Annotated in this window: 8 protein-coding genes; 1 reads left to right on the top strand and 7 read right to left on the bottom strand. The window is 62.7% G+C overall.

Translation table 11 applies throughout. From position 1 onward, the window contains the following. Positions 1 to 9 precede the first annotated feature (9 nt). From AC3RCJ_RS10555 to AC3RCJ_RS10545, 3 genes are all read right to left on the bottom strand, one after another. A complete protein-coding gene (locus AC3RCJ_RS10555) occupies positions 10 to 828 on the bottom strand; it encodes a carbohydrate ABC transporter permease (RefSeq protein WP_492962587.1) in 819 nt (272 codons plus the stop codon). A gap of 10 nt (positions 829 to 838) precedes the next feature. Beyond that, complete coding sequence (locus AC3RCJ_RS10550; protein ID WP_492962589.1) at positions 839 to 1,699, bottom strand: carbohydrate ABC transporter permease; 861 nt, start codon at positions 1,697 to 1,699, stop codon at positions 839 to 841. 126 nt (positions 1,700 to 1,825) lie between these two features. Continuing rightward, complete coding sequence (locus AC3RCJ_RS10545) at positions 1,826 to 3,136, bottom strand: ABC transporter substrate-binding protein (protein WP_492962591.1); 1,311 nt, start codon at positions 3,134 to 3,136, stop codon at positions 1,826 to 1,828. 305 nt (positions 3,137 to 3,441) lie between these two features. Here AC3RCJ_RS10545 and AC3RCJ_RS10540 point away from each other — a divergent pair, with 305 nt between their 5' ends. Beyond that, positions 3,442 to 4,710, top strand: a complete 1,269-nt coding sequence (locus AC3RCJ_RS10540; protein ID WP_492962593.1) for a maltoporin — start codon at positions 3,442 to 3,444, stop codon at positions 4,708 to 4,710. 71 nt (positions 4,711 to 4,781) lie between these two features. Here the strand turns inward: AC3RCJ_RS10540 and AC3RCJ_RS10535 are convergent, their stop codons facing one another. The 4 genes from AC3RCJ_RS10535 to AC3RCJ_RS10520 form a co-directional block, all read right to left on the bottom strand. Next, a complete protein-coding gene (locus tag AC3RCJ_RS10535; RefSeq protein ID WP_492962595.1) occupies positions 4,782 to 7,154 on the bottom strand; it encodes a chitinase C-terminal domain-containing protein in 2,373 nt (790 codons plus the stop codon). A 112-nt stretch (positions 7,155 to 7,266) separates the two neighbouring features. Next, positions 7,267 to 8,715, bottom strand: coding sequence for a glycoside hydrolase family 19 protein (locus AC3RCJ_RS10530; RefSeq protein ID WP_492962597.1), 1,449 nt, complete (start codon positions 8,713 to 8,715; stop codon positions 7,267 to 7,269). 297 nt (positions 8,716 to 9,012) lie between these two features. Further along, the gene (locus AC3RCJ_RS10525; RefSeq protein ID WP_492962599.1) at positions 9,013 to 9,846 is read right to left on the bottom strand and encodes a sulfotransferase family protein; all 834 of its coding nucleotides are present in this window, start codon (positions 9,844 to 9,846) and stop codon (positions 9,013 to 9,015) included. Positions 9,847 to 9,988: 142 nt separating this feature from the next. After that, positions 9,989 to 21,838, bottom strand: a complete 11,850-nt coding sequence (locus AC3RCJ_RS10520; RefSeq protein ID WP_492965494.1) for a YDG domain-containing protein — start codon at positions 21,836 to 21,838, stop codon at positions 9,989 to 9,991. Between the last annotated feature and the right edge of the window lie 9 nt (positions 21,839 to 21,847).

Genomic DNA, 21,847 nt, shown 5'->3' with positions numbered 1-21,847 from the left:
ATTCTTTAATTATTTGACTGCGCCGAAGGTCATGCCTTGCACGAGTTGTTTCTGGCAGAACCAGCCCAGCGCCATGATGGGCGCAATCGCCATCAGCGAAGCGGCCGACAATTTGGCCCAGAACAGGCCTTCCGGGCTCGAATATGAGGCGATGAGCCAGGCCAGGGTGCCCGCGTTGGAGGCGCCCAGGTTCAGCGACCAGAACGATTCATTCCACGACCAGACCATGCAGACCAGCGCCGTGGAAGCGATGCCGCCCACGGACAGGGGCAGCACGACGTGGCGGAATTCGTCCCACACGGTGGCGCCGTCCATGCGCGACGCCTCGAGGATTTCGCGCGGCAACTCCTTCATGCTCGTGTACAGCAGCCAGATCATGATGGGCAGGTTCATCAGCATGAACATGATGGTCAAGCCGATGCGCGTGTCGAGCAGGCCGAAGTACTGGTAGCAGATATAAATCGGCATCAAAGCGCCCACGCCGGGCATGTAGCGCGAGCTGAGCATGAACTTCAGCAAGCCAATGGTGCCGCCCGTGGGAAAGAAGGCCATCGAATACGCGGCCGGGATGGCGATCAAGAGGCCGATGGCGGTGGACACCACGCTGGTAAACAGCGAGTTCCACGCGTAGCCGAAGTAATTGTCGCGCGCCAGCACTTCGCGGAAGCTGTCCAGGGTCGGCGTGAAGAACAGCAGCGGCGGCGTGGAAATGGCTTGCCCTTCCGTCTTGAAGGCCATCAGGCCCAGCCAGAAGATGGGAAAGAACAGCAGCAGCGCGCACAGCCAGGCGGCGGCCGTGCGGCCATATAAATGAAGTTTGCTATGCATCAAGGTCTCCTTATTTCGACAAGTTCTTGCCGATGACGCGCATCAGGAAGAAGGCGGCGATGTTGGCGATGAGCACGGCGAACAGGGCACCGGCCGAGGCCGCTCCCACGTCATACGACAGCAGCGCCTGCTGATAGATCATGAAGGTAATCGTGGTCGTGTCGAAGCCGGGACCGCCGCCCGTGGTGGTAAAGATTTCCGCGAAGATCGACAGCAGGAAGATCATCTCGATCATCAGCACCACCGAGACGGCGCGGCCCAGGTGGGGAATGTAGAGGTAACGCAACTGCTGCAGGTAGGTGGCGCCATCCATGCGCGCCGCTTCCAGTTGCTCGCGGTCCATCGATTGCAGGGCCGTCATGAAGATCAGGCAGGCAAACGGCAGCCATTGCCAGGAGACCATCATGATGATGGAAAACAGGGGGTGGGCCGACAGCCAGTCGACGGGCGTGGCGCCAAAGAAGAGGCTGATTTGCGCGAACAGGCCGTAGATCGGGTTGAGCAGCATGTTCTTCCACATCAGGGCATTCACGGCAGGCATGACGAGAAACGGCGAAATGAGCAGCACGCGCACGATGGCGCGCCCCGGAAACGCTTCGTTGATCAGCAGCCCCAGCGCGGTGCCCAGCACCACCGTGATCAGCATGACGGAAAACAGCAGGGTAAACGTGTTTTGCAAGGCCGGCAGGAACGAGGCATCGCTAAAGAAAAAGTGGAAATTGGCCAGACCATGGAAAGGATGGCCGCTCGGATCGAGCATGGAATAGCGCACGAACGCGTAATACAGCGTGATCAGCAACGGAATCACGGAAATGACGGAGACGGCAAGCACGGCCGGCGTCAGCAAAGTCCGGGGGATAAAGCGTTTCATAGGATACTCTTGGGACGTGAGGGAATGATCATCAACAGAAATCCGGGGTCAGACCCGTCGGGTCAGACCCCAGTTTTAAGCCACCAATCTCTTCGCCTGTTGATAAACCAGACGGCAAGAAAGGTCTTACTTGTAGTACCCACCCTTGCGCATTTCGCGTTCCGCCGTCTGCTGCGACAACTCCAGCGCCTGCTCCACCGTCACCTTGCCCAGCAGCGCTGCCGCCATCTGCTGGCCGGCCGCCACGCCGATCACCTGGAATTCGGGAATCGAGGCGAATTGCACGCCCACGTAAGGCGATGGCGGCAAGGTACTTTGCACATTGCGCGTGGTGGCCAGGGCCTTGCCTTCGGCGGCGGCGAATTTCGCCACTTTCTGGAACTCGGGACTCGCATACGTCGACTTGCGCGTGCCCGTCGGCACGTTGGCCCAGCTCGTTTCCTTGGCCACCAGTTTCACGTAATCGGGCGAGGTGGCCCAGTTGATGAAGCGCTGCGCCTCGTTCGGGTGTTTCGAGCTTGCTGGAATCGCCAGCGACCAGATCCACAGCCAATTGGCGCCCCGCTCCGTCACGCCGACGGGCGACTGGGCAAACGCCACCTTGTCGGCCACCTTGCTTTGCTTGGGGTCCGTGATGAAGGAGGCGGCGATGGTCGCGTCGATCCAGATGCCGCACTTGCCCTGGTTGAACAGCGCCAGGTTTTCATTGAAGCTGTTGGCGGCCGCGCCCGGCGGGCCGTATTTCTTCATCAGCTCGACATACATGGTGACCGCGTCCTTCCACGGCTTGCTGGTAAATTGCGGTTTCCATTGCATGTCGAACAACTGGCCGCCGTAGGAATTGGCCATGGTGGTGATCAGGGCCATGTTGTCGCCCCAGCCCGGCTTGCCGCGCAGGCAGATGCCGTACACGCCGTTGGCCGGATCGTGCAGCTTGGCCGCCACGTCGCGCAGCTGGTTCCAGCTGGGGCGGTCCTCGAGCGTCACGCCGGCTTTTTTCACCAGGTCGCTGCGGTACATGATCATCGAGCTTTCGCCATAGAAAGGCGACGCGTACAGCTTGCCGTCGCCGGAGAGGCCTTCGCGGATGGCCGGCAGCAGATCGTCGATATCGTACTTGGCGTCCGGCTTGATGGGGATCAACCAGTTTTTCTTGCCCCAGATGGGCGTTTCATACAGGCCGATGGTCATCACGTCGAACTGGCCGCCCTTGGTGGCGATATCGGTGGTCATGCGCTGGCGCAAGACGCCCTCTTCCAGGGTCACCCATTTGAGCTTGATGTCAGGATTGGCTTGCTCGAAGAACTTGCTGAGCTTTTGCATTTCGATCATGTGGCCGTTGTTGACGGTGGCGATGACGAGATCGGTTGCGGCCAGGGCGGAGGCGCTGAGGCTGAGGGCGCCGGCGCACAGCGCGGCAATGGCGGTACGTTTCATTGTGGGTCTCCAGTGTTTTTTGTCGTTGGCAATGCCTGCATGCTTGGCACCACGACCACAATGTATCACCGGGCTTTGATACTTTCTGATACTCCAAAACCGCAATTCAATACTCTTTTGCAGCCATGCTGTGGGCGAAAGTATCGACATTGAGTAAAAACAACACTTTGAAAGAAAGTATCGCTACTTGTTCGATTTGTATCAGGGTGGTTAAAAAAGCGCTGCTAGACTTGGTTTTCGGCATTAGACCGTACGCGGGCTTCCCTCGGGCACCCCGTTTCAACAGACATCTTCCTGGAGACCGCATGAATCGCACTGCATTGAAAACCTTACCTGCCCTGCTCCTGGCTCTCGCCAGCGCTTCCGCCATGGCCGACCCCATGTACCCAAGCGATGCCGAAGGCTTCCACGGCTACCTGCGCGCCGGCGCCGGCAGCAATACCTCGGGCGACGGCGGCTCGCAAGGCTGCTTCGGCCTGGGCGGCAATACCATGAAATACCGTCTGGGCAATGAGTGCGACGCCTACACGGAATTCGGCTACACCAAGTCCGTCGCCCAGTCCGGCGGCGTGAACTACCTGGCCACCATCTGGGTCAACGCCTACGCGCCCAACTCCGATTTCGGCGACAACAAGCTGGGCATCGTCAAGGCCTATGTCGAAGCGCAGGGACTCGATTTCCTGAACGGCGGCACGGCCTGGATCGGCAAGCGCTTCTACTACCGTCCTGACATCCACATGCTGGACTTGCAGTACATCAACATGAACGGCACGGGCGCCGGCCTGGACCGCATTCCTGCCGGTCCCGGTAAATTCTCGTACGCCTTCTTCAAGGACAACGACATCAACACCGTGTCGAAGACCGGCGTCGTCAGCACCAAGTCGGCCGTGCGCCAGAACTTCATCTACGGCGAAATTCCCGTCAATGAAAACGGCACCCTGGACCTGGCCGCGACCTACATCATCGGCGAAGGCAAGGACAACGACGCATTTGGCCAGAAGCACAATGGCTGGCAATTGTCGGCCTTCCACCGTCAAGCGAAAGTCTTCGGCGGCGGCAATACCTTCGGCGTGCAGTACGGCGTCGGCCCTGGCACCGGCAAGGGCGCGCAGTTCGGCGCTTCGGGCGACACCAATTTCGGTTCGGACGTGAAACGCACGCGCATCTTCAATGACATGGCGATCCAGCCGATGGCCAACTTCGGCATGGAATTTGTCGCCCTGTGGCAAAAAGACGAGTCGAACGCCACCGGTTCCTCGACCTGGACCTCGGTCGGCGTGCGCCCCGTGTACGCGTTCACCAACAACTTCAAGCTGGTGGGCGAACTGGGCACGGACCGCGTGACGCAAGCGGGCGGCCTGCCGGCCAAGCGCCTGACCAAGCTGACCATCGCCCCGACGATCTCGGCCGGTCCTGGCCTGTGGTCGCGTCCCGAGCTGCGCGCTTTCGTAACCTACGGCAAATGGAACGATGCGGCCACCGCCTCGGTCAATGCGGCCAACAACGGCGGCCCGATCTACAACAACAATACCAGCGGCACCTCGTATGGTTTCCAGGTGGAAACCTGGTTCTAATACCTGGCTGCGGTAGAAACTGAAAAGGGCGGAACCTCGGTTCCGCCCTTTTACTTTACGGCATCAACAACTTACGGCAAGGCCACCGGCAGTTCCGGATACTCCTGCGTCAAGGCGTACTTGGTGCCGCCCACGGTGACCGTGTAGTTGGCCGGTCCCGAGATCGGCAGGCGGTAGTTCAGGGTCAGCGCCACGGAGCCGCCCGGCGCCAGCGATTGCCAGGCGGGAATCGCAAAGCGGGCCCGGTTGTAGTTCTTCGTGAAGCCGCCGATATTGTTCGGTCCCGTGTAGCCGGCATTGATCACCGTCAAGCCGAAGCCGGACTGGTCGCTCATGTCCGATGGTGCCGACACGGGATAGTCGAACTCCACCACGGTGCCGCCCGGCAGGGTCGAGGCCGTATTGTTCTTCACCGTCATCACCGGATTGATGGGGAAGTTGTTGTCGCCCAGCTTCCAGCCACCCAGGGTGATGCTGACGTTGGCCGCCGTGCCCGGCATGGCGATTTCGGCGCGCTTGTTGCCATACGCGCCAGCCGTGCGGAAAGCCTGGTACAGCACGTCCGTCAGGGTGGTGCCCATGAAATACTCGCCCTTGCCGCCGTTGCGCGTGGCATCCCAGGCATAGTCGCCCGCCATTTCCCAGATCATCACGCCGCCGATATTGTTGTTGACGATGTACTGGGCCTTGGCCGCGATCGACTGCGTGGTTTCCGTGGAAATGAAGACTTTCTTGGTCGCATTCCAAAGCCACGGCGCCACCATGGTGCTGCTGTAGTACGGCACATACGTGCCCACCAGCGTCTTGTCCGTGACTTTATAGGCGTCCAGGTAGCTCGGCACTATGCCGTTTTGCAAGTTCAATGCATGCCAGATGGGGTTGCCGCCGCCTGGCGTGGGCTTGCCTTGTGTATCGAGGTCGTACCACACGTTGTCGATGCCGGTGGCGCCCATGCCGCAGGTTTTTACGCCCGCGCACGTGACCGTGGAATTGGTCAGCGCCGTCGTACCCCACAGGCCGTTGGTGCCGCCTGTCACATCCTTCCAGCCCCGCGTGTAGAACGGCACGCCGATATTGATGCGGCCCGCCTGCATGGCGCCCCGGTAGTAGCGGTACGCCCAGTCCGTGTTCAGGTAGCCGATGTTCTGGTACTGGTACGCATTGCCGGCACGCAACTCGCCATCGTTGCCGTCGTCAAACAGCGCCGCGTTCGGTCCCACATACTGGTTCCACGCGCCGTGCAAGTCATACGTCATCAGGCTGGCGTAATCGAGATATTTCAATCCCGACATGTTTTCCTCGCCGCGCAAGACCCAGCCCGAGGCGGAGCCGGCGATGGTCAGCAGATAGTATTTATTGTCCTGCACGGCCGCTTCGTCGAGCTTCTGGCGCAGCACTTTCAGCAGCACGTTATAGCTCGTCATCAGGCCGGCCAGCCGCGGTTTCGAGACGGCGAAGTCGTTCGGATTGCCCGCCTCGTTGTTGGTGGTCGGGTGTTCGTAATCGACATCGACGCCATCGAAGAAGTTGTACTGGCGCACGAAGGCCACCATGGAATCGGCCAGGGTGTTGATGCCGGCCGTGTTGACGCTGCCGTCCGCATTTGTCGTGGCCGTGTAAAAACCGCCGCTGCCGGCCCAGCCGCCCACGGAGATCATCAGTTTCACGCCCGGATACTTCTTCTTGTATTGCGCCAGCAAGTTGAAATGGCCCTTGTACGGCAGCGACGGATCCATGGCCGCGGCCGGCACGTTCGGCCAGGTGAGGCCCGTGTCGGGATTGGCCGCGCCGCTGCCGATGGCGATCTTCGACGTGGCCGGATCGACGGAGGCGAACGCATAGTTCAAGTGGGTGATCTTGTCCCACGGCAGGTTATTCACCAGGTAAGTCGGGCTGCCATCGACGCCCGTGCGCCAGCTGGCGAAATAGCCGACGATGCGCCGGTTCAAGCCATTCCCGAGCACTTCGCGGCCGTTTGCATCGTAGACCTTGCAATACGGCACATTCGGCACGGCCGATATCAGGCCGTCCGGACGGCAAGCCGTGGGGGTGGGCGTGGGCGTGGGCGTGGGTGTCGGCGTCGGCGTCGGTGTCGGGGTTGGCGTTGGCGTCGGCGTTGGCGTTGGCGTTGGTGTTGGTGTCGGCGTTGGCGTTGGCGTTGGCGTCGGTGTCGGGGTTGGTGTCGGCGTATCCGTCACGGCCCATGGGCCCCACTGGTCAGCCGCGCTGGGGACATTGCCTTGCGTCCACCACTTGGCCTTATAGCTGACGCCCTGGTAAGTCACGCATTGGCCGCCCGTGTAGACGGTGGCGGCGTCCCAGACGGCGCACGCCTCGACGGCGGCGAGCAAGGTATTCGGGGTGGCCGTCGTGCCTTCCTGGCCACCGCCGCAAGCGGCGAGCACGCCGCTGAGCAAAGCCATCAATAATGCATTCGATTTCATGTGGTGTCTGTCTCCGTTATGGTTGTACGGGTTGTACATTGTGAGCTTGTTGCAGGCCCCTCATGGGGCTCTTGTCAACTGTGATCCCTGGCCGGCTTTCCTGCATTTGCTGCTACTGCAACTTCACATTCCAGTTGGCTTCCACGCATTTCACGTAATTCCCGGCCAGCAAGGCGCTGTACGGGGTTTGATAGCTGACCAGCTGGCATTGGTTCTCGCCACCGGCGCTCCAGTTCTTTTCCCAGTAGATGTTGTAGGCAGCGGAACTGGCCGGGGTGAAGCGTTGCATGTTGGCGCAGGACAATTGTTCGCCGGAGTAATCCCAGCCCATGTCGGCGGCAAATTGCTTGTAGTAATCGATGCGGTTTTGCGCGGCCTGCTTTTCCGTCCCCTGCCCGCATTCGGCGTTGATGATCATGATGGTGGTGGCAAAATTATTGCCTGCCCCTGCTGCCGTATCGGCCGCGTTCGGCACCCAGGTGCCGTCGAGCACGTGCAGCATCGACGGTTTCGGTGGTTGCGGATAGACAAAGAAGAACGTGGCCGACGCCAGGTTCAGCCAGGTCGAGGCGACGAGGTCCGGGTTCTTCAGCAGCACGGATTGATCGCCGTCATGCATGGCTTGCGAAAACGGCCCATAGTTATAGTTGTAGGACAGCTGCTTGGCGCCGCGCCCAAAATACTTCTTGAAGCTGCCGTCGGCATTCGTGCCGCACGTCCACACCTTGTTGAAGACGGGGTCCGCGCATTCGACGTTGTAGCCGCAGCCGGCGCCCGTTTCGTCGCAGCCCAGCTCGCGCAAATACTTCAAGCCCTGGCGCCATTGCGGCAGCGGGCTGCTGGCGTTATGGTCGCCCGTTTCCTGGCCAAAGTGGGCGAACATGGTGGCCAGGCTGTGGCGGCAGATGGCGTCCGCGTTGCGCCCGTCGCTGTAGTCGTCGCACACGGCGGGAAATTTCGCCACGGCCTGCAGGAAGCGCTGGTAGGTGTAGCTGGCGTCGCGCGCGGCAAAATAGTAATCCCACTTCGCCGCTGGCAGCAGGCGCTCGACGCGCTTGACGTTCAGGGGATTGCTGGCCAGGCCAGGCTGCACGGCTTCGACGGCGGCATTGCCCAGGGTGCGGATCGATGCCTTGACCTTGCGGAAGAAATCATTGTTTGTCAGTGCCGCCTCGTTGGCCTCGGCCTGGGCCCTGGTGGGCACGCCGCCTGGCGTCGGGGTCGGTGTGGGAGTCGGTGTCGGCGTCGGTGTCGGGGTGGGCGTCGGGGTAGGCGTCGGGGTGGTGGTATCCAGGCTCCACGGCCCCCACTGGTCGTTGTTTGGCGCCGTGCCCTGCACCCACCATTTGGCGCGGTACACCTTGCCGTCGTAGACAGTGCACTGGCCCGCAGTGTAGACGGCGCTGGCGCTCCAGGCCAGGCAACTGTCGCCGGCGGCAGTGGCGGCCAGCAGGGTCGATGGGGCTTCGGTGGTGGTGTTGCCGCCGCAAGCGAGCAGCGCGCTGCCCAGCAGGCCGGCCATGAATGGCGTAGCCAGCCGGCTTGATTGCCGTGTCTTCACATTGTCTCCTGAACGTTATACGAAAACTATCGAAGTAGCTTTTTATGTTGTACGTAAAGAAAGCACAGCGAAGCATCGGCTTTCTGCACAGAGAATGCGACGCCGAAAATTGGTAGTCAAGTGGTTTTATGAAACGGTGTTTTTTACAATACCAGTAAGAGCGCGCACTGTATTGAAGGCAAAGCGGCAAAGAAGGAAGGGAGCTTGAAAAAGGGGCTTGCCCGGCGACGGGCGGCAATACCGCACCAGACCGGCGCGGCAAGTGGTATTAGCACTGCCGCACCCGACACATGCGCATTACGGCGCGGACGCTGGCTTTGCCGGATAATACAGATCGTAAAACCAGCCATAGGTATCTTCGATTTGCGCCTGGATACGCGGCGGAATCGCATGCAGCTTCGGCACGCTGATCGTCGCCTGCTGGCGGTGCGTGTATTTCATGCGGTAATGGCTGTCGCTTTCCTGTATCCCCACGGCCAGATTATGCGGATCAATCTGCCATGGCGCCAGGCCCAGCCACGCATACAGGTGCGACATGCATTCCACCGGCCGCGCCATCAAGTCTTCGAAACGCACGAAATACAGCTTTTGCTGCACCTCGACGGGCAGGTCCAGCACGGCGTGCAGGGAACTCAAGGGGGCACCTATGGTGCGATCCTTGGCAAACAGCATGTCCGCGCGCCCCATGCGGTCAAAATCGGCCAGGTGATCGATAAAATCGACAAGGATGGTGCGCTGGTGCTGGGCTTCGATGGAGCCGTAGACCTGTCCCAGTTCGCGCACGCACACGATGATCTTCGCTTCCGGCGCCAGCTGCAGCAGCATTTCCACGCAATGCAGCCAGGCCCGGTTCTTGTCGACCACGCCCTGCTTGCCGCAATCCTGGTACCAGCCGCGCAGGAAGCCCTGCATGGCCGTTTTCAGATGGCCGTAACTGGCGTCGAAAGTGCTGTCGAGCTGCGACAGGAAAAAAGCGTCGTCGCTGACCATGCGCCGCATGCCCAGCAAGGCGTTGCACAAGGGAGAGCTATTGCCTTCGCAATACAGGTCCGGATGCTGTGCCAGCAGCTGGCACAGCAAGGTTGAACCGGCCCGGGGCAAGCCGGCCACGCCGATAAAATTGGATGTCATGTAGCGTAGCTTTCCTGAAGATAAATGATGAGCATGCGCCAATTATAAGAGTATCGCACCGTCATGCCACATATAAAAAATGCCGCTTCGAGCGACGAAGCGGCATTTCTGGCCAGCGGTCACCCGCGCGCCAGGCCTGTGCTTACTGGCTTTCCTGGCTGGTATTGCCCCCCGTCTCGGTCGGCAGGCGCAAGCCTCTGTCCACGACACTCAGGCGCAGCCCCGGCAAGGCGTTGGTGACGACATTGCCGGCAAGCTGCACTACCGGCGCGGCCGTGCCATCGGCCTGCTCTGGCGAGGCCTTTGGCGCCAGCGTGGCGACAGGTTTGCCTGGCGCGGTTTCGCCGCTGGCGACCATGTCGGCCTGGACCATATTGCCTTGCGATGGCGCCACGTTGACCGTGCCGATCACGCTTGAAATTGCACTTTGCAGCGCTTCCGTCGGATTGACCTTCAACACGCCATCGATATACTTCAAGGTGTAGTTACCAGAACTCTGGCCCGATGCCGATACCAGGTACATGCCTGCGACGGAACCGGTCGATGCCGTCGTATCGAACGCCAGGCTGCCGCCCAGTTCACCCGCCAGGGTATCGGCGCCCAGCAAGCCCGTGTAACTGGCCGTGAAGAGCGGATTGGTGCGCCCCTGGTCTTTCTCCGTATTGTCGACCTTCACCGTCAAGTCCGCCCGCGAAATGGTGGCCGTGGTGCTGGCCGTCGTGTTGGCCAGCGTGTAATTGCCCGCATCGCTGCCACCGAGCGAGATGCCTGTCACGCTCACCGTCTTGCCACTGGCCGCATTCTTGTCAGCAAAACTGCCCGTCGCGGTGGCTACCGTCAGCTTGTCGCCACCCACCATGCCGGTGAACGCCGCACTACCCGTGTTCAGGCTGGCGGCCGTGCTGGTGTCATACACCTTGTTGCCAGCCGTGATACCGGACACATTGGCGATGGTGGCCTTGGCGATATCGGCCGTCGTGCTGGCCGTGCTATTGACCAAGGTGTAGTTGCCCGCATCGGCGCCGCCCAGCGCGATACCGGTCACGCTGACCGTCTTGCCGCTGGCCGCGTTCTTGTCCGCAAAGCTGCCCGTCGCGGTGGCTACCGTCAGGCTGTCGCCGCCGACCATGCCGGTGAAGGCGGCGCTGCCCGTGTTCAGGCTGGCAAGCGCGTTGCCGTCGTAGACCTTGTTGTTGGCAGTAATCCCGCCTACGGCGCTGATGCTGGCCTTGGCGATATCGGCCGTCGTGCTGGCCGTGCTATTGACCAAGGTGTAGTTGCCCGCATCCGTGCCGCCCAGCGCGATACCGGTCACACTGACCGTCTTGCCGCTGGCCGCGTTCTTGTCGCCGAAGCTGCCTGTTGCATTCGATACCGTCAGGTTGTCGCCGCCGACCATGCCGGTGAATGAAGCACTACCCGTGTTCAGGCTGGCAAGCGCATTGCCGTCGTAGACCTTGTTGTTGGCCGTAATCCCGCCTACGGCGCTGATGCTGGCCTTGGCGATATCGGCCGTGGTGCTGGCCGTGCTATTGAGCAAGGTATAGTTGCCCGCATCCGTGCCGCCCAGCGCGATGCCGGTGACACTGACCGTCTTGCCGCTGGCTGCATTCTTGTCGCCGAAGCTGCCTGTTGCATTCGATACCGTCAGGCTGTCGCCACCGACCATGCCGGTGAAGGCGGCACTACCCGTGTTCAGGGTGGCGCCTGTATTGCCGTCGTAGACCTTGTTGTTGGCCGTAATCCCGCCTACGGCGCTGATGCTGGCCTTGGCGATATCGGCCGTCGTGCTGGCCGTGCTATTGAGCAAGGTATAGTTGCCCGCATCCGTGCCGCCCAACGCGATACCGGTCACGCTGACCGTCTTGCCGCTGGCCGCGTTCTTGTCCGCAAAGCTGCCGCTGGCACCTGTTACCACCAAGTTGTCGCCACCGACCATGCCGGTGAAGGCGGCACTACCCGTGTTCAGGGTGGCGCCTGTATTGCCGTCGTAGACCTTGTTGTTGGCCGTAATCCCCCCTACGGCGCTGATGCTGGCCTTGGCGATATCGGCCGTCGTGCTGGCCGTATTGCTGGCCAGCAGATAGTTACCGGCATCCGTGCCGCCCAGCGCGATGCCGGACACATTGACCGTCTTGCCGCTGGCCGCGTTCTTGTCGCCGAAGCTGCCTGTTGCGTTCGATACCGTCAGGTTGTCGCCGCCGACCATGCCGGTGAAGGCGGCGCTGCCCGTGTTCAGGCTGGCAAGCGCGTTGCCGTCGTAGACCTTGTTATTGGCCGTAATGCCAGCCACATTGGCGATGCTGGCCTTGGCGATATCGGCCGTCGTGCTGGCCGTATTGCTGGCCAGCGTATAGTTACCGGCATCGGCGCCGCCCAGCGCGATGCCGGTGACACTGACCGTCTTGCCGCTGGCCGCGTTCTTGTCGCCGAAGCTGCCCGTAGCGTTCGATACCGTCAGGTTGTCGCCGCCGACCATGCCGGTGAAGGCGGCGCTGCCCGTGTTCAGGCTGGCAAGCGTGTTGCCGTCGTAGACCTTGTTATTGGCCGTAATGCCAGCCACATTGGCGATGCTAGCCTTGGCGATATCGGCCGTGGTGCTGGCCGTGCTATTGACCAAGGTGTAGTTGCCCGCATCGGTGCCGCCCAGCGCGATGCCCGTCACGCTGACCGTCTTGCCGCTGGCTGCATTCTTGTCGCCGAAGCTGCCTGTTGCGTTCGATACCGTCAGGTTGTCGCCGCCGACCATGCCGGTAAACGAAGCGCTGCCCGTGCTCAGGCTGGCAAGCGCGTTGCCGTCGTAGACCTTGTTACCAGCCGTGATACCGGCCACCGCGCTGATGCTGGCCTTGGCGATATCGGCCGTCGTGCTGGCCGTGCTATTGATCAAGGTGTAGTTGCCCGCATCCGTGCCGCCCAGCGCGATACCCGTCACGCTGACCGTCTTGCCGTTGGCCGCGTTCTTGTCGCCGAAGCTGCCTGTTGCGTTCGATACCGTCAGGTTGTCACCACCGACCATGCCGGTGAATGAAGCGCCGCCCGTGTTCAGGCTGGCAAGCGCGTTGCCATCGTAGACCTTGCTGTTGGCAGTAATCCCGCCTACGGCGCTGATGCTGGCCTTGGCGATATCGGCTGTGGTGCTGGCCGTCGTGCTGGCCAGCGTGTAGTTGCCCGCATCCGTGCCGCCCAGCGCGATGCCGGAAACATTGACCGTCTTACCGCTGGCCGCGTTCTTGTCCGCAAAGCTGCCCGTCGCGGTGGCTACCGTCAGGCTGTCGCCGCCGACCATGCCGGTGAAGGCGGCACTGCCCGTATTCAGGCTGGCGCCTGTATTGCCGTCGTAGACCTTGCTGTTGGCCGTAATCCCGCCTACGGCGCTGATGCTGGCCTTGGCGATATCGGCCGTCGTGCTGGCCGTGCTATTGAGCAAGGTGTAGTTGCCCGCATCCGTGCCGCCCAGCGCGATACCCGTCACACTGACTGTCTTGCCGCTGGCCGCATTCTTGTCCGCAAAACTGCCCGTCGCGGTGGCTACCGTCAGACTGTCGCCGCCGACCATGCCGGTGAAGGCAGCGCTGCCCGTATTCAGGCTGGCAAGCGCATTGCCGTCGTAGACCTTGCTGTTGGCAGTAATCCCGCCTACGGCACTGATGCTGGCCTTGGCAATATCGGCCGTGGTACTGGCCGTATTGCTGGCCAGCACATAGTTACCTGCATCCGTGCCGCCCAGCACGATGCCGGTGACACTGACCGTCTTGCCGCTGGCCGCGTTCTTGTCGCCGAAGCTGCCCGTAGCGTTCGATACCGTCAGGTTGTCGCCGCCGATCATGCCGGTGAAGGCGGCGCTGCCCGTGTTCAGGCTGGCAAGCGCGTTGCCGTCGTAGACCTTGTTATTGGCCGTAATGCCAGCCACATTGGCGATGCTGGCCTTGGCGATATCAGCCGTGGTGCTGGCCGTGCTATTGAGCAAGGTATAGTTGCCCGCATCCGTGCCGCCCAGCGCGATACCCGTCACGCTGACCGTCTTGCCGTTGGCAGCGTTCTTGTTCGCAAAGCTGCCCGTCGCGGTGGCTACCGCCAGGTTGTCGCCGCCGACCATGCCGGTGAACGAGGCGCTACCCGTATTCAGGCTGGCAAGCGTATTGCCGTCGTAGACCTTGTTGCCAGCCGTGATACCGGCCACCGCGCTGATGCTGGCCTTGGCGATATCGGCCGTCGTGCTGGCCGTATTGCTGGCCAGCACATAGTTACCCGCATCCGTGCCGCCCAGCGCGATGCCGGTCACGCTGACCGTCTTGCCGCTGGCCGCATTCTTGTCCGCAAAGCTGCCCGTCGCGGTGGCTACCGTCAGGTTGTCGCCACCGACCATGCCGGTAAACGAGGCGCTGCCCGTATTCAGGCTGGCAAGCGCATTGCCGTCGTAGTCCTTGTTATTGGCCGTAATGCCAGCCACATTCGCGATGCTGGCCTTGGCGATATCAGCCGTGGTGCTGGCCGTGCTATTGAGCAAGGTGTAGTTGCCCGCATCCGTGCCGCCCAGCGCGATACCCGTCACGCTGACCGTCTTGCCGCTGGCCGCGTTCTTGTCCGCAAAGCTGCCGCTGGCGCCTGTCACCACCAAGTTGTCGCCACCGACCATGCCGGTGAAGGCGGCGCTGCCCGTATTCAGGCTGGCAAGCGCATTGCCGTCGTAGACCTTGTTATTGGCCACGATGCCCGTCACGCCGTTGATGCTTGCCTTGCTGACCGTGCCCGTCACGCCGCTTGGCATGGCCAGCACATAGTTGCTGGCCATGCCGGCGCTCGCGCCGCTGCCCGCGTCGGCCAGAGTCGCCGCATTCACCGTGAAGGCCTTGCCGATACCTGCATTCTTGTCCGCATAGCTGCCGCTGCCGCTGATGTCGAGGACTTCGCTGCCCACCAGGCCGTTCAGCACGCCCTGGCTGAAGCTGGCCTTGCTGCTGCCGTCATACACCTTGTCGGCGATGCTCGACAGGGTCAGGGTCTTGGCCGTGATCGTGCCGCTGCCGCTGGCCGTGGCATTGCCCAGCGTGTAGTTGCCCGCATCGGCGCCGCCCAGCACGATGCCATTGACACTGACCGTCTTGCTGCCTGCATTCTTGTCGTTGAACACGGCCGTGGCCGCGCTGAACGTCAGGCTGTCGCCGTTCACCATGCCCGTGTACGCGGCGCTGCCCGTGTCCAGCGTGGCATCGGCCGTGCCGTCATAGGCGCGGGTCTGCGCCACGATGCCCGTCACGCCGTTGATGCTTGCCTTGCTGACCGTGCCCGTCACGCCGCTTGGCGTGGCCAGCACATAGTTGCTGGCCATGCCGGCGCTCGCGCCGCTGCCCGCATCGGCCAGGGTCGCCGCATTCACCGTGAAGGCCTTGCCGATGCCCGCGTTCTTGTCCGCATAGCTGCCGCTGCCGCTGATGTCGAGGACTTCGCTGCCCACCAGGCCATTGAGCACGCCCTGGCTGAAGCTGGCCTTGCTGCTGCCGTCATACACCTTGTCGGCGATGCTCGACAGGGTCAGGGTCTTGGCCGTGATCGTGCCGCTGCCGCTGGCCGTGGCATTGCCCAGCGTGTAGTTGCCCGCATCGGCGCCGCCCAGCACGATGCCATTGACACTGACCGTCTTGCTGCCTGCATTCTTGTCGTTGAACACGGCCGTGGCCGCGCTGAACGTCAGGCTGTCGCCGTTCACCATGCCCGTGTACGCGGCGCTGCCCGTGTCCAGCGTGGCATCGGCCGTGCCGTCATAGGCGCGGGTCTGCGCCACGATGCCCGTCACGCCGTTGATGCTTGCCTTGCTGACCGTGCCCGTCACGCCGCTTGGCGTGGCCAGCACATAGTTGCTGGCCATGCCGGCGCTCGCGCCGCTGCCCGCATCGGCCAGGGTCGCCGCATTCACCGTGAAGGCCTTGCCGATGCCCGCGTTCTTGTCCGCATAGCTGCCGCTGCCGCTGATGTCGAGGACTTCGCTGCCCACCAGGCCATTGAGCACGCCCTGGCTGAAGCTGGCCTTGCTGCTGCCGTCATACACCTTGTCGGCGATGCTCGACAGGGTCAGGGTCTTGGCCGTGATCGTGCCGCTGCCGCTGGCCGTGGCATTGCCCAGCGTGTAGTTGCCCGCATCGGCGCCGCCCAGCACGATGCCATTGACACTGACCGTCTTGCTGCCTGCATTCTTGTCGTTGAACACGGCCGTGGCCGCGCTGAACGTCAGGCTGTCGCCGTTCACCATGCCCGTGTACGCGGCGCTGCCCGTGTCCAGCGTGGCATCGGCCGTGCCGTCATAGGCGCGGGTCTGCGCCACGATGCCCGTCACGCCGTTGATGCTTGCCTTGCTGACCGTGCCCGTCACGCCGCTTGGCGTGGCCAGCACATAGTTGCTGGCCATGCCGGCGCTCGCGCCGCTGCCCGCATCGGCCAGGGTCGCCGCATTCACCGTGAAGGCCTTGCCGATGCCCGCGTTCTTGTCCGCATAGCTGCCGCTGCCGCTGATGTCGAGGACTTCGCTGCCCACCAGGCCATTGAGCACGCCCTGGCTGAAGCTGGCCTTGCTGCTGCCGTCATACACCTTGTCGGCGATGCTCGACAGGGTCAGGGTCTTGGCCGTGATCGTGCCGCTGCCGCTGGCCGTGGCATTGCCCAGCGTGTAGTTGCCCGCATCGGCGCCGCCCAGCACGATGCCATTGACACTGACCGTCTTGCTGCCTGCATTCTTGTCGTTGAACACGGCCGTGGCCGCGCTGAACGTCAGGCTGTCGCCGTTCACCATGCCCGTGTACGCGGCGCTGCCCGTGTCCAGCGTGGCATCGGCCGTGCCGTCATAGGCGCGGGTCTGCGCCACGATGCCCGTCACGCCGTTGATGCTTGCCTTGCTGACCGTGCCCGTCACGCCGCTTGGCGTGGCCAGCACATAGTTGCTGGCCATGCCGGCGCTCGCGCCGCTGCCCGCATCGGCCAGGGTCGCCGCATTCACCGTGAAGGCCTTGCCGATGCCCGCGTTCTTGTCCGCATAGCTGCCGCTGCCGCTGATGTCGAGGACTTCGCTGCCCACCAGGCCATTGAGCACGCCCTGGCTGAAGCTGGCCTTGCTGCTGCCGTCATACACCTTGTCGGCGATGCTCGACAGGGTCAGGGTCTTGGCCGTGATCGTGCCGCTGCCGCTGGCCGTGGCATTGCCCAGCGTGTAGTTGCCCGCATCGGCGCCGCCCAGCACGATGCCATTGACACTGACCGTCTTGCTGCCTGCATTCTTGTCGTTGAACACGGCCGTGGCCGCGCTGAACGTCAGGCTGTCGCCGTTCACCATGCCCGTGTACGCGGCGCTGCCCGTGTCCAGCGTGGCATCGGCCGTGCCGTCATAGGCGCGGGTCTGCGCCACGATGCCCGTCACGCCATTGATGCTTGCCTTGCTGACCGTGCCCGTCACGCCGCTTGGCGTGGCCAGCACATAGTTGCTGGCCATGCCGGCGCTCGCGCCGCTGCCCGCATCGGCCAGGGTCGCCGCATTCACCGTGAAGGCCTTGCCGATGCCCGCGTTCTTGTCCGCATAGCTGCCGCTGCCGCTGATGTCGAGGACTTCGCTGCCCACCAGGCCGTTCAGCACGCCCTGGCTGAAGCTGGCCTTGCTGCTGCCGTCATACACCTTGTCGGCAATGCTCGACAGGGTCAGGGTCTTGGCCGTGATATCGGCCGTCACGCTGTTCGTCGTCGTGTTGGACAGGACATAGTTGCCCGCATCGGCGCCGCCCAGCACCAGGCCGCTGAGATTCACCGTTTTGCCAGTGCCCGCGTTCTTGCTGTCAAACGTGCCTGTACCACTCACCGTCAGCACATCGCCATTGAACTTGCCGCTCAAGACCGCCGCGCCCGTATTGAGCGTGGCATCAGCCAAGCCGTCATACACCTTGTTGCCTGCCAGGATGCCGTTGATGCTGGTAATGCTCGCTGGCGTGATATCGCCCGTGATGCCAGCCAAGGACGCCAGGGTGTAATTGCCGGCGGCGCTGCCGCCAAGTGTGGCACTGGCGTTCACCGCAATGCCGCTGCCGACATTTTTGCTGATATACGTGCCTGTGCTGCTGAACGTCACATTCCCCACATCGCCAGCCACCAGGCCGGCCAGCGCGCCACCGCTGATGGTCGCGCTGGTGGTACCGTCATACACCTTGCTGCCGGCGCTGGCGCCGGTCAGGCTGATCTGTTTGGGCGTGATCACCAGTCCGCCATCGATATAGCTGATCGCATATCCGGACTGGCCGCCCGTGGAATACAGGCCGCTGGCCGATACGCCATAGCTGCCCGCATTGACGGCGCCAGCGGCATTGCCACCATACACGGTCGTGCCCAGCAGACTTTCTCCGGCCACCGCATTCGAATACGTGACGCTGCTGTTGCCGCCCGCATAGGCCAAACCGTCATATACCTTGCTATCCTGGGAAACACGCACGGCGACCGTTTTCATGAACGAGCGCAGGAAAGGCGCGCTCTGGCCATTGTAGACCACCCACATCTGCGCCAGTTCCCAGCCCGCACCCGTGTAATTGGACAGGTTCTTCAACTGCGCCGTCGTCAGTCCCGTGCCGCCCATGCTCGCGGCCTGGCTGCTGCTGAGCATATCCCAATAGCTGCCGGTAACACCGCCCGCGCTACTTCCAACCAGTCCGCCCACATTGCTGACGCCGCTCACGCTGCCGTTGGCATAGCTGTTGGCGATACTGCCGCTATTGCTGCCGACCAGGCCGCCAACGGTGGCCGTGCCATTCACTGCGCCGCTGGCATAGCTGTCCGTGACCGTGCCCGTATTGCTGCCCACCAGGCCGCCGCCGGTGGACGTGCTGTTCACGTCGCTGGTGACAAAGCTGCCGCTGATCGTGCCCGCATTGCTGCCGGCCAGGGCGCCCACATTCGTGCCTCCGGCCACGCTGCCGCCGGACAGGCCCACGTTCGCCACACTGCCCGCACTGCCGATGGCACCGAACAGACCCACGTTGCTCACGCCGTTCTTGGCGATGTTCAGGCTGGAAATGATATGACCGGCGCCATCAAGACTGCCCGTAAAGGGCGAACCTGCCGTGCCGACCGGAATGAAGCCCGTCGTGCCCCAGATATCCTTGCCGTTGGCCGCCGTCGTGCCGGCGCTGAAGCTGCTGCCCAGCGTATAGCTGGCCGTCTTGTTCATCGCCATCAGCTGCAACTGGTGCGCCGAATTGATGATCGCCGACCATTCGGAAGCCAGCATCGGACGCGTGCCGGTGCCGCCGTTGAGGGTGCCGTCGGCGCTGACCGCCACCCAGTTGTTGCCGCTGGCACCACCCGTGCTCGTGAAATTGAAACCCACATAATTACTCGATACCAGCATCTGCGCCGTGCTCAGCCCTTGCGCATTCGAGGTGGCGCCGTTGAAGCTTTGGCCGATGCCGTTCAGGCCGGAATTAATCGTGCTGTCAAAATAGGCGCGGTTGACGCTACCGTTGTTATGCTCGCCCACGATGGCGCCCACGCTGGCGCCGCCGCCCGTCACCTTGCCCGTGGTGTACACATTCGTGATGGTGCCGCTCACGTTGTAGCCGACGACGCCGCCTGCCAGCCCGGTGGTCTGCACATCGCCTGTCACATAGCTATTGCTCAAGGTTCCGCGCAACAAGCCCACCAGGCCGCCAACATAGCCGCCGTTCGAAGTCACCTTGCCGGTCGCATAACTGTTGCTGATCGTGGCGCTGCTATCGTTATTGATACCCACCAGGCCACCAGCACTGCCCGTGCCGTTCGTCGCGCCAGTCGCATAGCTGTTGCTGATACTGCCATTATTGAAACTGACCAGGCCACCGCCATAGTTGCCTCCCGCATTAACGTTGCCCGTTGCAAAGCTATCGCTGATCGCACCGGAGTTGGTGGCAACCAGCCCGGCCGCAACGTAGCGCAGGGAGCTGGTGGTGGCGGAACTGGAACTGTTCTTGATCAAGCCGCCTACGTCGTTGAGGCCCACAAAACCACCTGCCGCGCCATAGCCGCCGGGCCCGGGATTACCAGCCGAGACCACCGTGCCAGAGACGCGGCTGTTGCTGATCGTTCCCGTATTAATGCCGACCAGGCCGCCCAGATTGACATAGCCGGAGCCACTGACGGCACCGCTGCTATACACGTTATCGATCTTGCCATTATTAACGGCGGCCAGCGCACCGATGCCGGCGTAGCTACTACTGGCATAGGCAGCTACCGAGCCCGCAACGCTGACGTTGCCCAAGCCCATGTTGCGCACCGCCCCGCCCGTGCCGATATTGCCGAACATACCGATGGCCATTTCCGGACGGTTGATCGTCAACCCGATGATTTCATGGCCCAGGCCATCGAGCGTGCCCGTGAATGGCGTCGTATCATTGCCGATAGGCATAAATCCCTTGCCGCTATCCCAGCTGCCCGTGGCGCGCGCGTCGATATTGCTGCCCAGCACATATTTGCCGGACAAATTACCCTGCATGCCCTGCACGTCGCTGCCGCTGCTGCTGTTGAAGGCGCCCAGGCTGTTGATGACCTGATACACGACCACGCCGCCATTGCTGCCCAGCTTGGTGCTGAAATTATTGCCCGATGGCAGATCCACTTCCGCCTTGACGTTATACGTGGACAGATTGCCGGCGGCGACCCCGCTCTGGCCATATTCGAGCGCCAGGCTGGCCGTGCCCGCGCCACGCATGGCACGGTTGATGTTGATGTTGTTTTGCGCCGTCAGGGTCAGCTTGTTGGCCGACCAGTTGACGTTGTCGTTGACATTGATATTGCCCTGCGTGCCGCTGCCGCCCGACACACTCTGGATCTGCACATTGCCCGATTTTAAGGAATTGCTGAGGAAGGCGCCTGTCATGTCGCCGCCGGAGACGGCGATATTGAAGTCGCTCGGGTCGATCAGCCAGGTGCCTGACAGGCCCTGTGGCGCGGCCGTCGTCACCTTCAGGCCATCGGCGATCTTCACGTGCGCCGCCGACGTGTCGATGAAGCCGCCACGGCTGCCAACCGCACCCGCCGGCGCGCTGGCGTCCAGGGTGCCGGCCGCGTTCACCGTGCCGCTTTGCATGTCGCCCAGCAGCTTGATCGTGCCGCCGCGCGTGGCGATCGTATGCGCCTCGATCACGCCCGTGTTGTTGACCACGGTTTTCAGCAGGTCGCCCGCCGCCTGCGCGCTCAAGACCACCGTGCCGCCATCGGCCTGGATCAAGCCGCCGTTATTCACCAGCGCGCCCACGGCGCCCCGGTCCACCGCCACGTTGAGCAAGCCATCGCCGGCCACGTCCAGCGTGATCGCCTTGCCCGCCGCCAGCGCCACCGAACCGAGGCGCGCCTGGATCGTGCCTTCGTTCGAGACGTTGGCTCCCAGCAAGGCCACATAGCCGCCCGGCGCGCTGATGCTGCCCTGGTTCAGGACTTTACCCGTGCCACTGCCGGAAAACTGGTACTTGCCCGACATGAAATCGTTATTCGAAATATCCAGGGTCGAGGCCACCAGGCCCGCCGTGTTCACCGATGCGCCCTTGCCGAACAGCACGCCGTTCGGGTTGACGATGAACACCTTGCCGTTGGCCGACAAGTTGCCCAGGATGGTAGTGCCGTCGCCGCCCAGCACCCGGTTCAGGGCCACCGCATTGCTGTTGGGCTGCTGGAACTGCACCGACTCGCCCTTGCCGATATTGAAACTGGCCCAGTTGATCACCGCATTCTGGCTGCTCTGCTGGATCACCGTGGCACCGGGCGCGCCGTGGATGCTCGCCTGCCCCGCCACCACCGTGCCGCCCGCCGGCCCCGCCAGGGCCAGCGAGCCATAGCCGAGCATCAGCGCCGCCGCCATGCTGGTCAGGGCAAAGTGCGCCCCGCCCCCGCTGCATCCCGGCAGCGAGCGCTTGCCGGCGGATTTGACGTTTTCGGAAACGGCGGCATAGGCGCCGGTGGCCTGGTTCCAGATGGAGCGGTAGATGCGGTTCATGGCGGTGTC

The sequence above is a fragment of the Janthinobacterium sp. GW822-FHT07H11 genome, assembly GCF_058798615.1.
The sequence above is the reverse complement of the archived record's forward strand: the minus strand, read 5'-3'. Positions and strand labels throughout refer to the sequence as shown.

What these genes read in the sequence shown, in the direction of transcription:
- AC3RCJ_RS10545 (WP_492962591.1), bottom strand. Translation starts at nt 3,136, where the DNA reads ATGAAACGTACCGCCATTGCCGCGCTGTGCGCCGGCGCCCTCAGCCTC.
- AC3RCJ_RS10520 (WP_492965494.1), bottom strand. Translation starts at nt 21,838, where the DNA reads ATGAACCGCATCTACCGCTCCATCTGGAACCAGGCCACCGGCGCCTAT.
- AC3RCJ_RS10540 (WP_492962593.1), top strand. Translation starts at nt 3,442, where the DNA reads ATGAATCGCACTGCATTGAAAACCTTACCTGCCCTGCTCCTGGCTCTC.
- AC3RCJ_RS10555 (WP_492962587.1), bottom strand. Translation starts at nt 828, where the DNA reads ATGCATAGCAAACTTCATTTATATGGCCGCACGGCCGCCGCCTGGCTG.
- AC3RCJ_RS10550 (WP_492962589.1), bottom strand. Translation starts at nt 1,699, where the DNA reads ATGAAACGCTTTATCCCCCGGACTTTGCTGACGCCGGCCGTGCTTGCC.
- AC3RCJ_RS10535 (WP_492962595.1), bottom strand. Translation starts at nt 7,154, where the DNA reads ATGAAATCGAATGCATTATTGATGGCTTTGCTCAGCGGCGTGCTCGCC.
- AC3RCJ_RS10525 (WP_492962599.1), bottom strand. Translation starts at nt 9,846, where the DNA reads ATGACATCCAATTTTATCGGCGTGGCCGGCTTGCCCCGGGCCGGTTCA.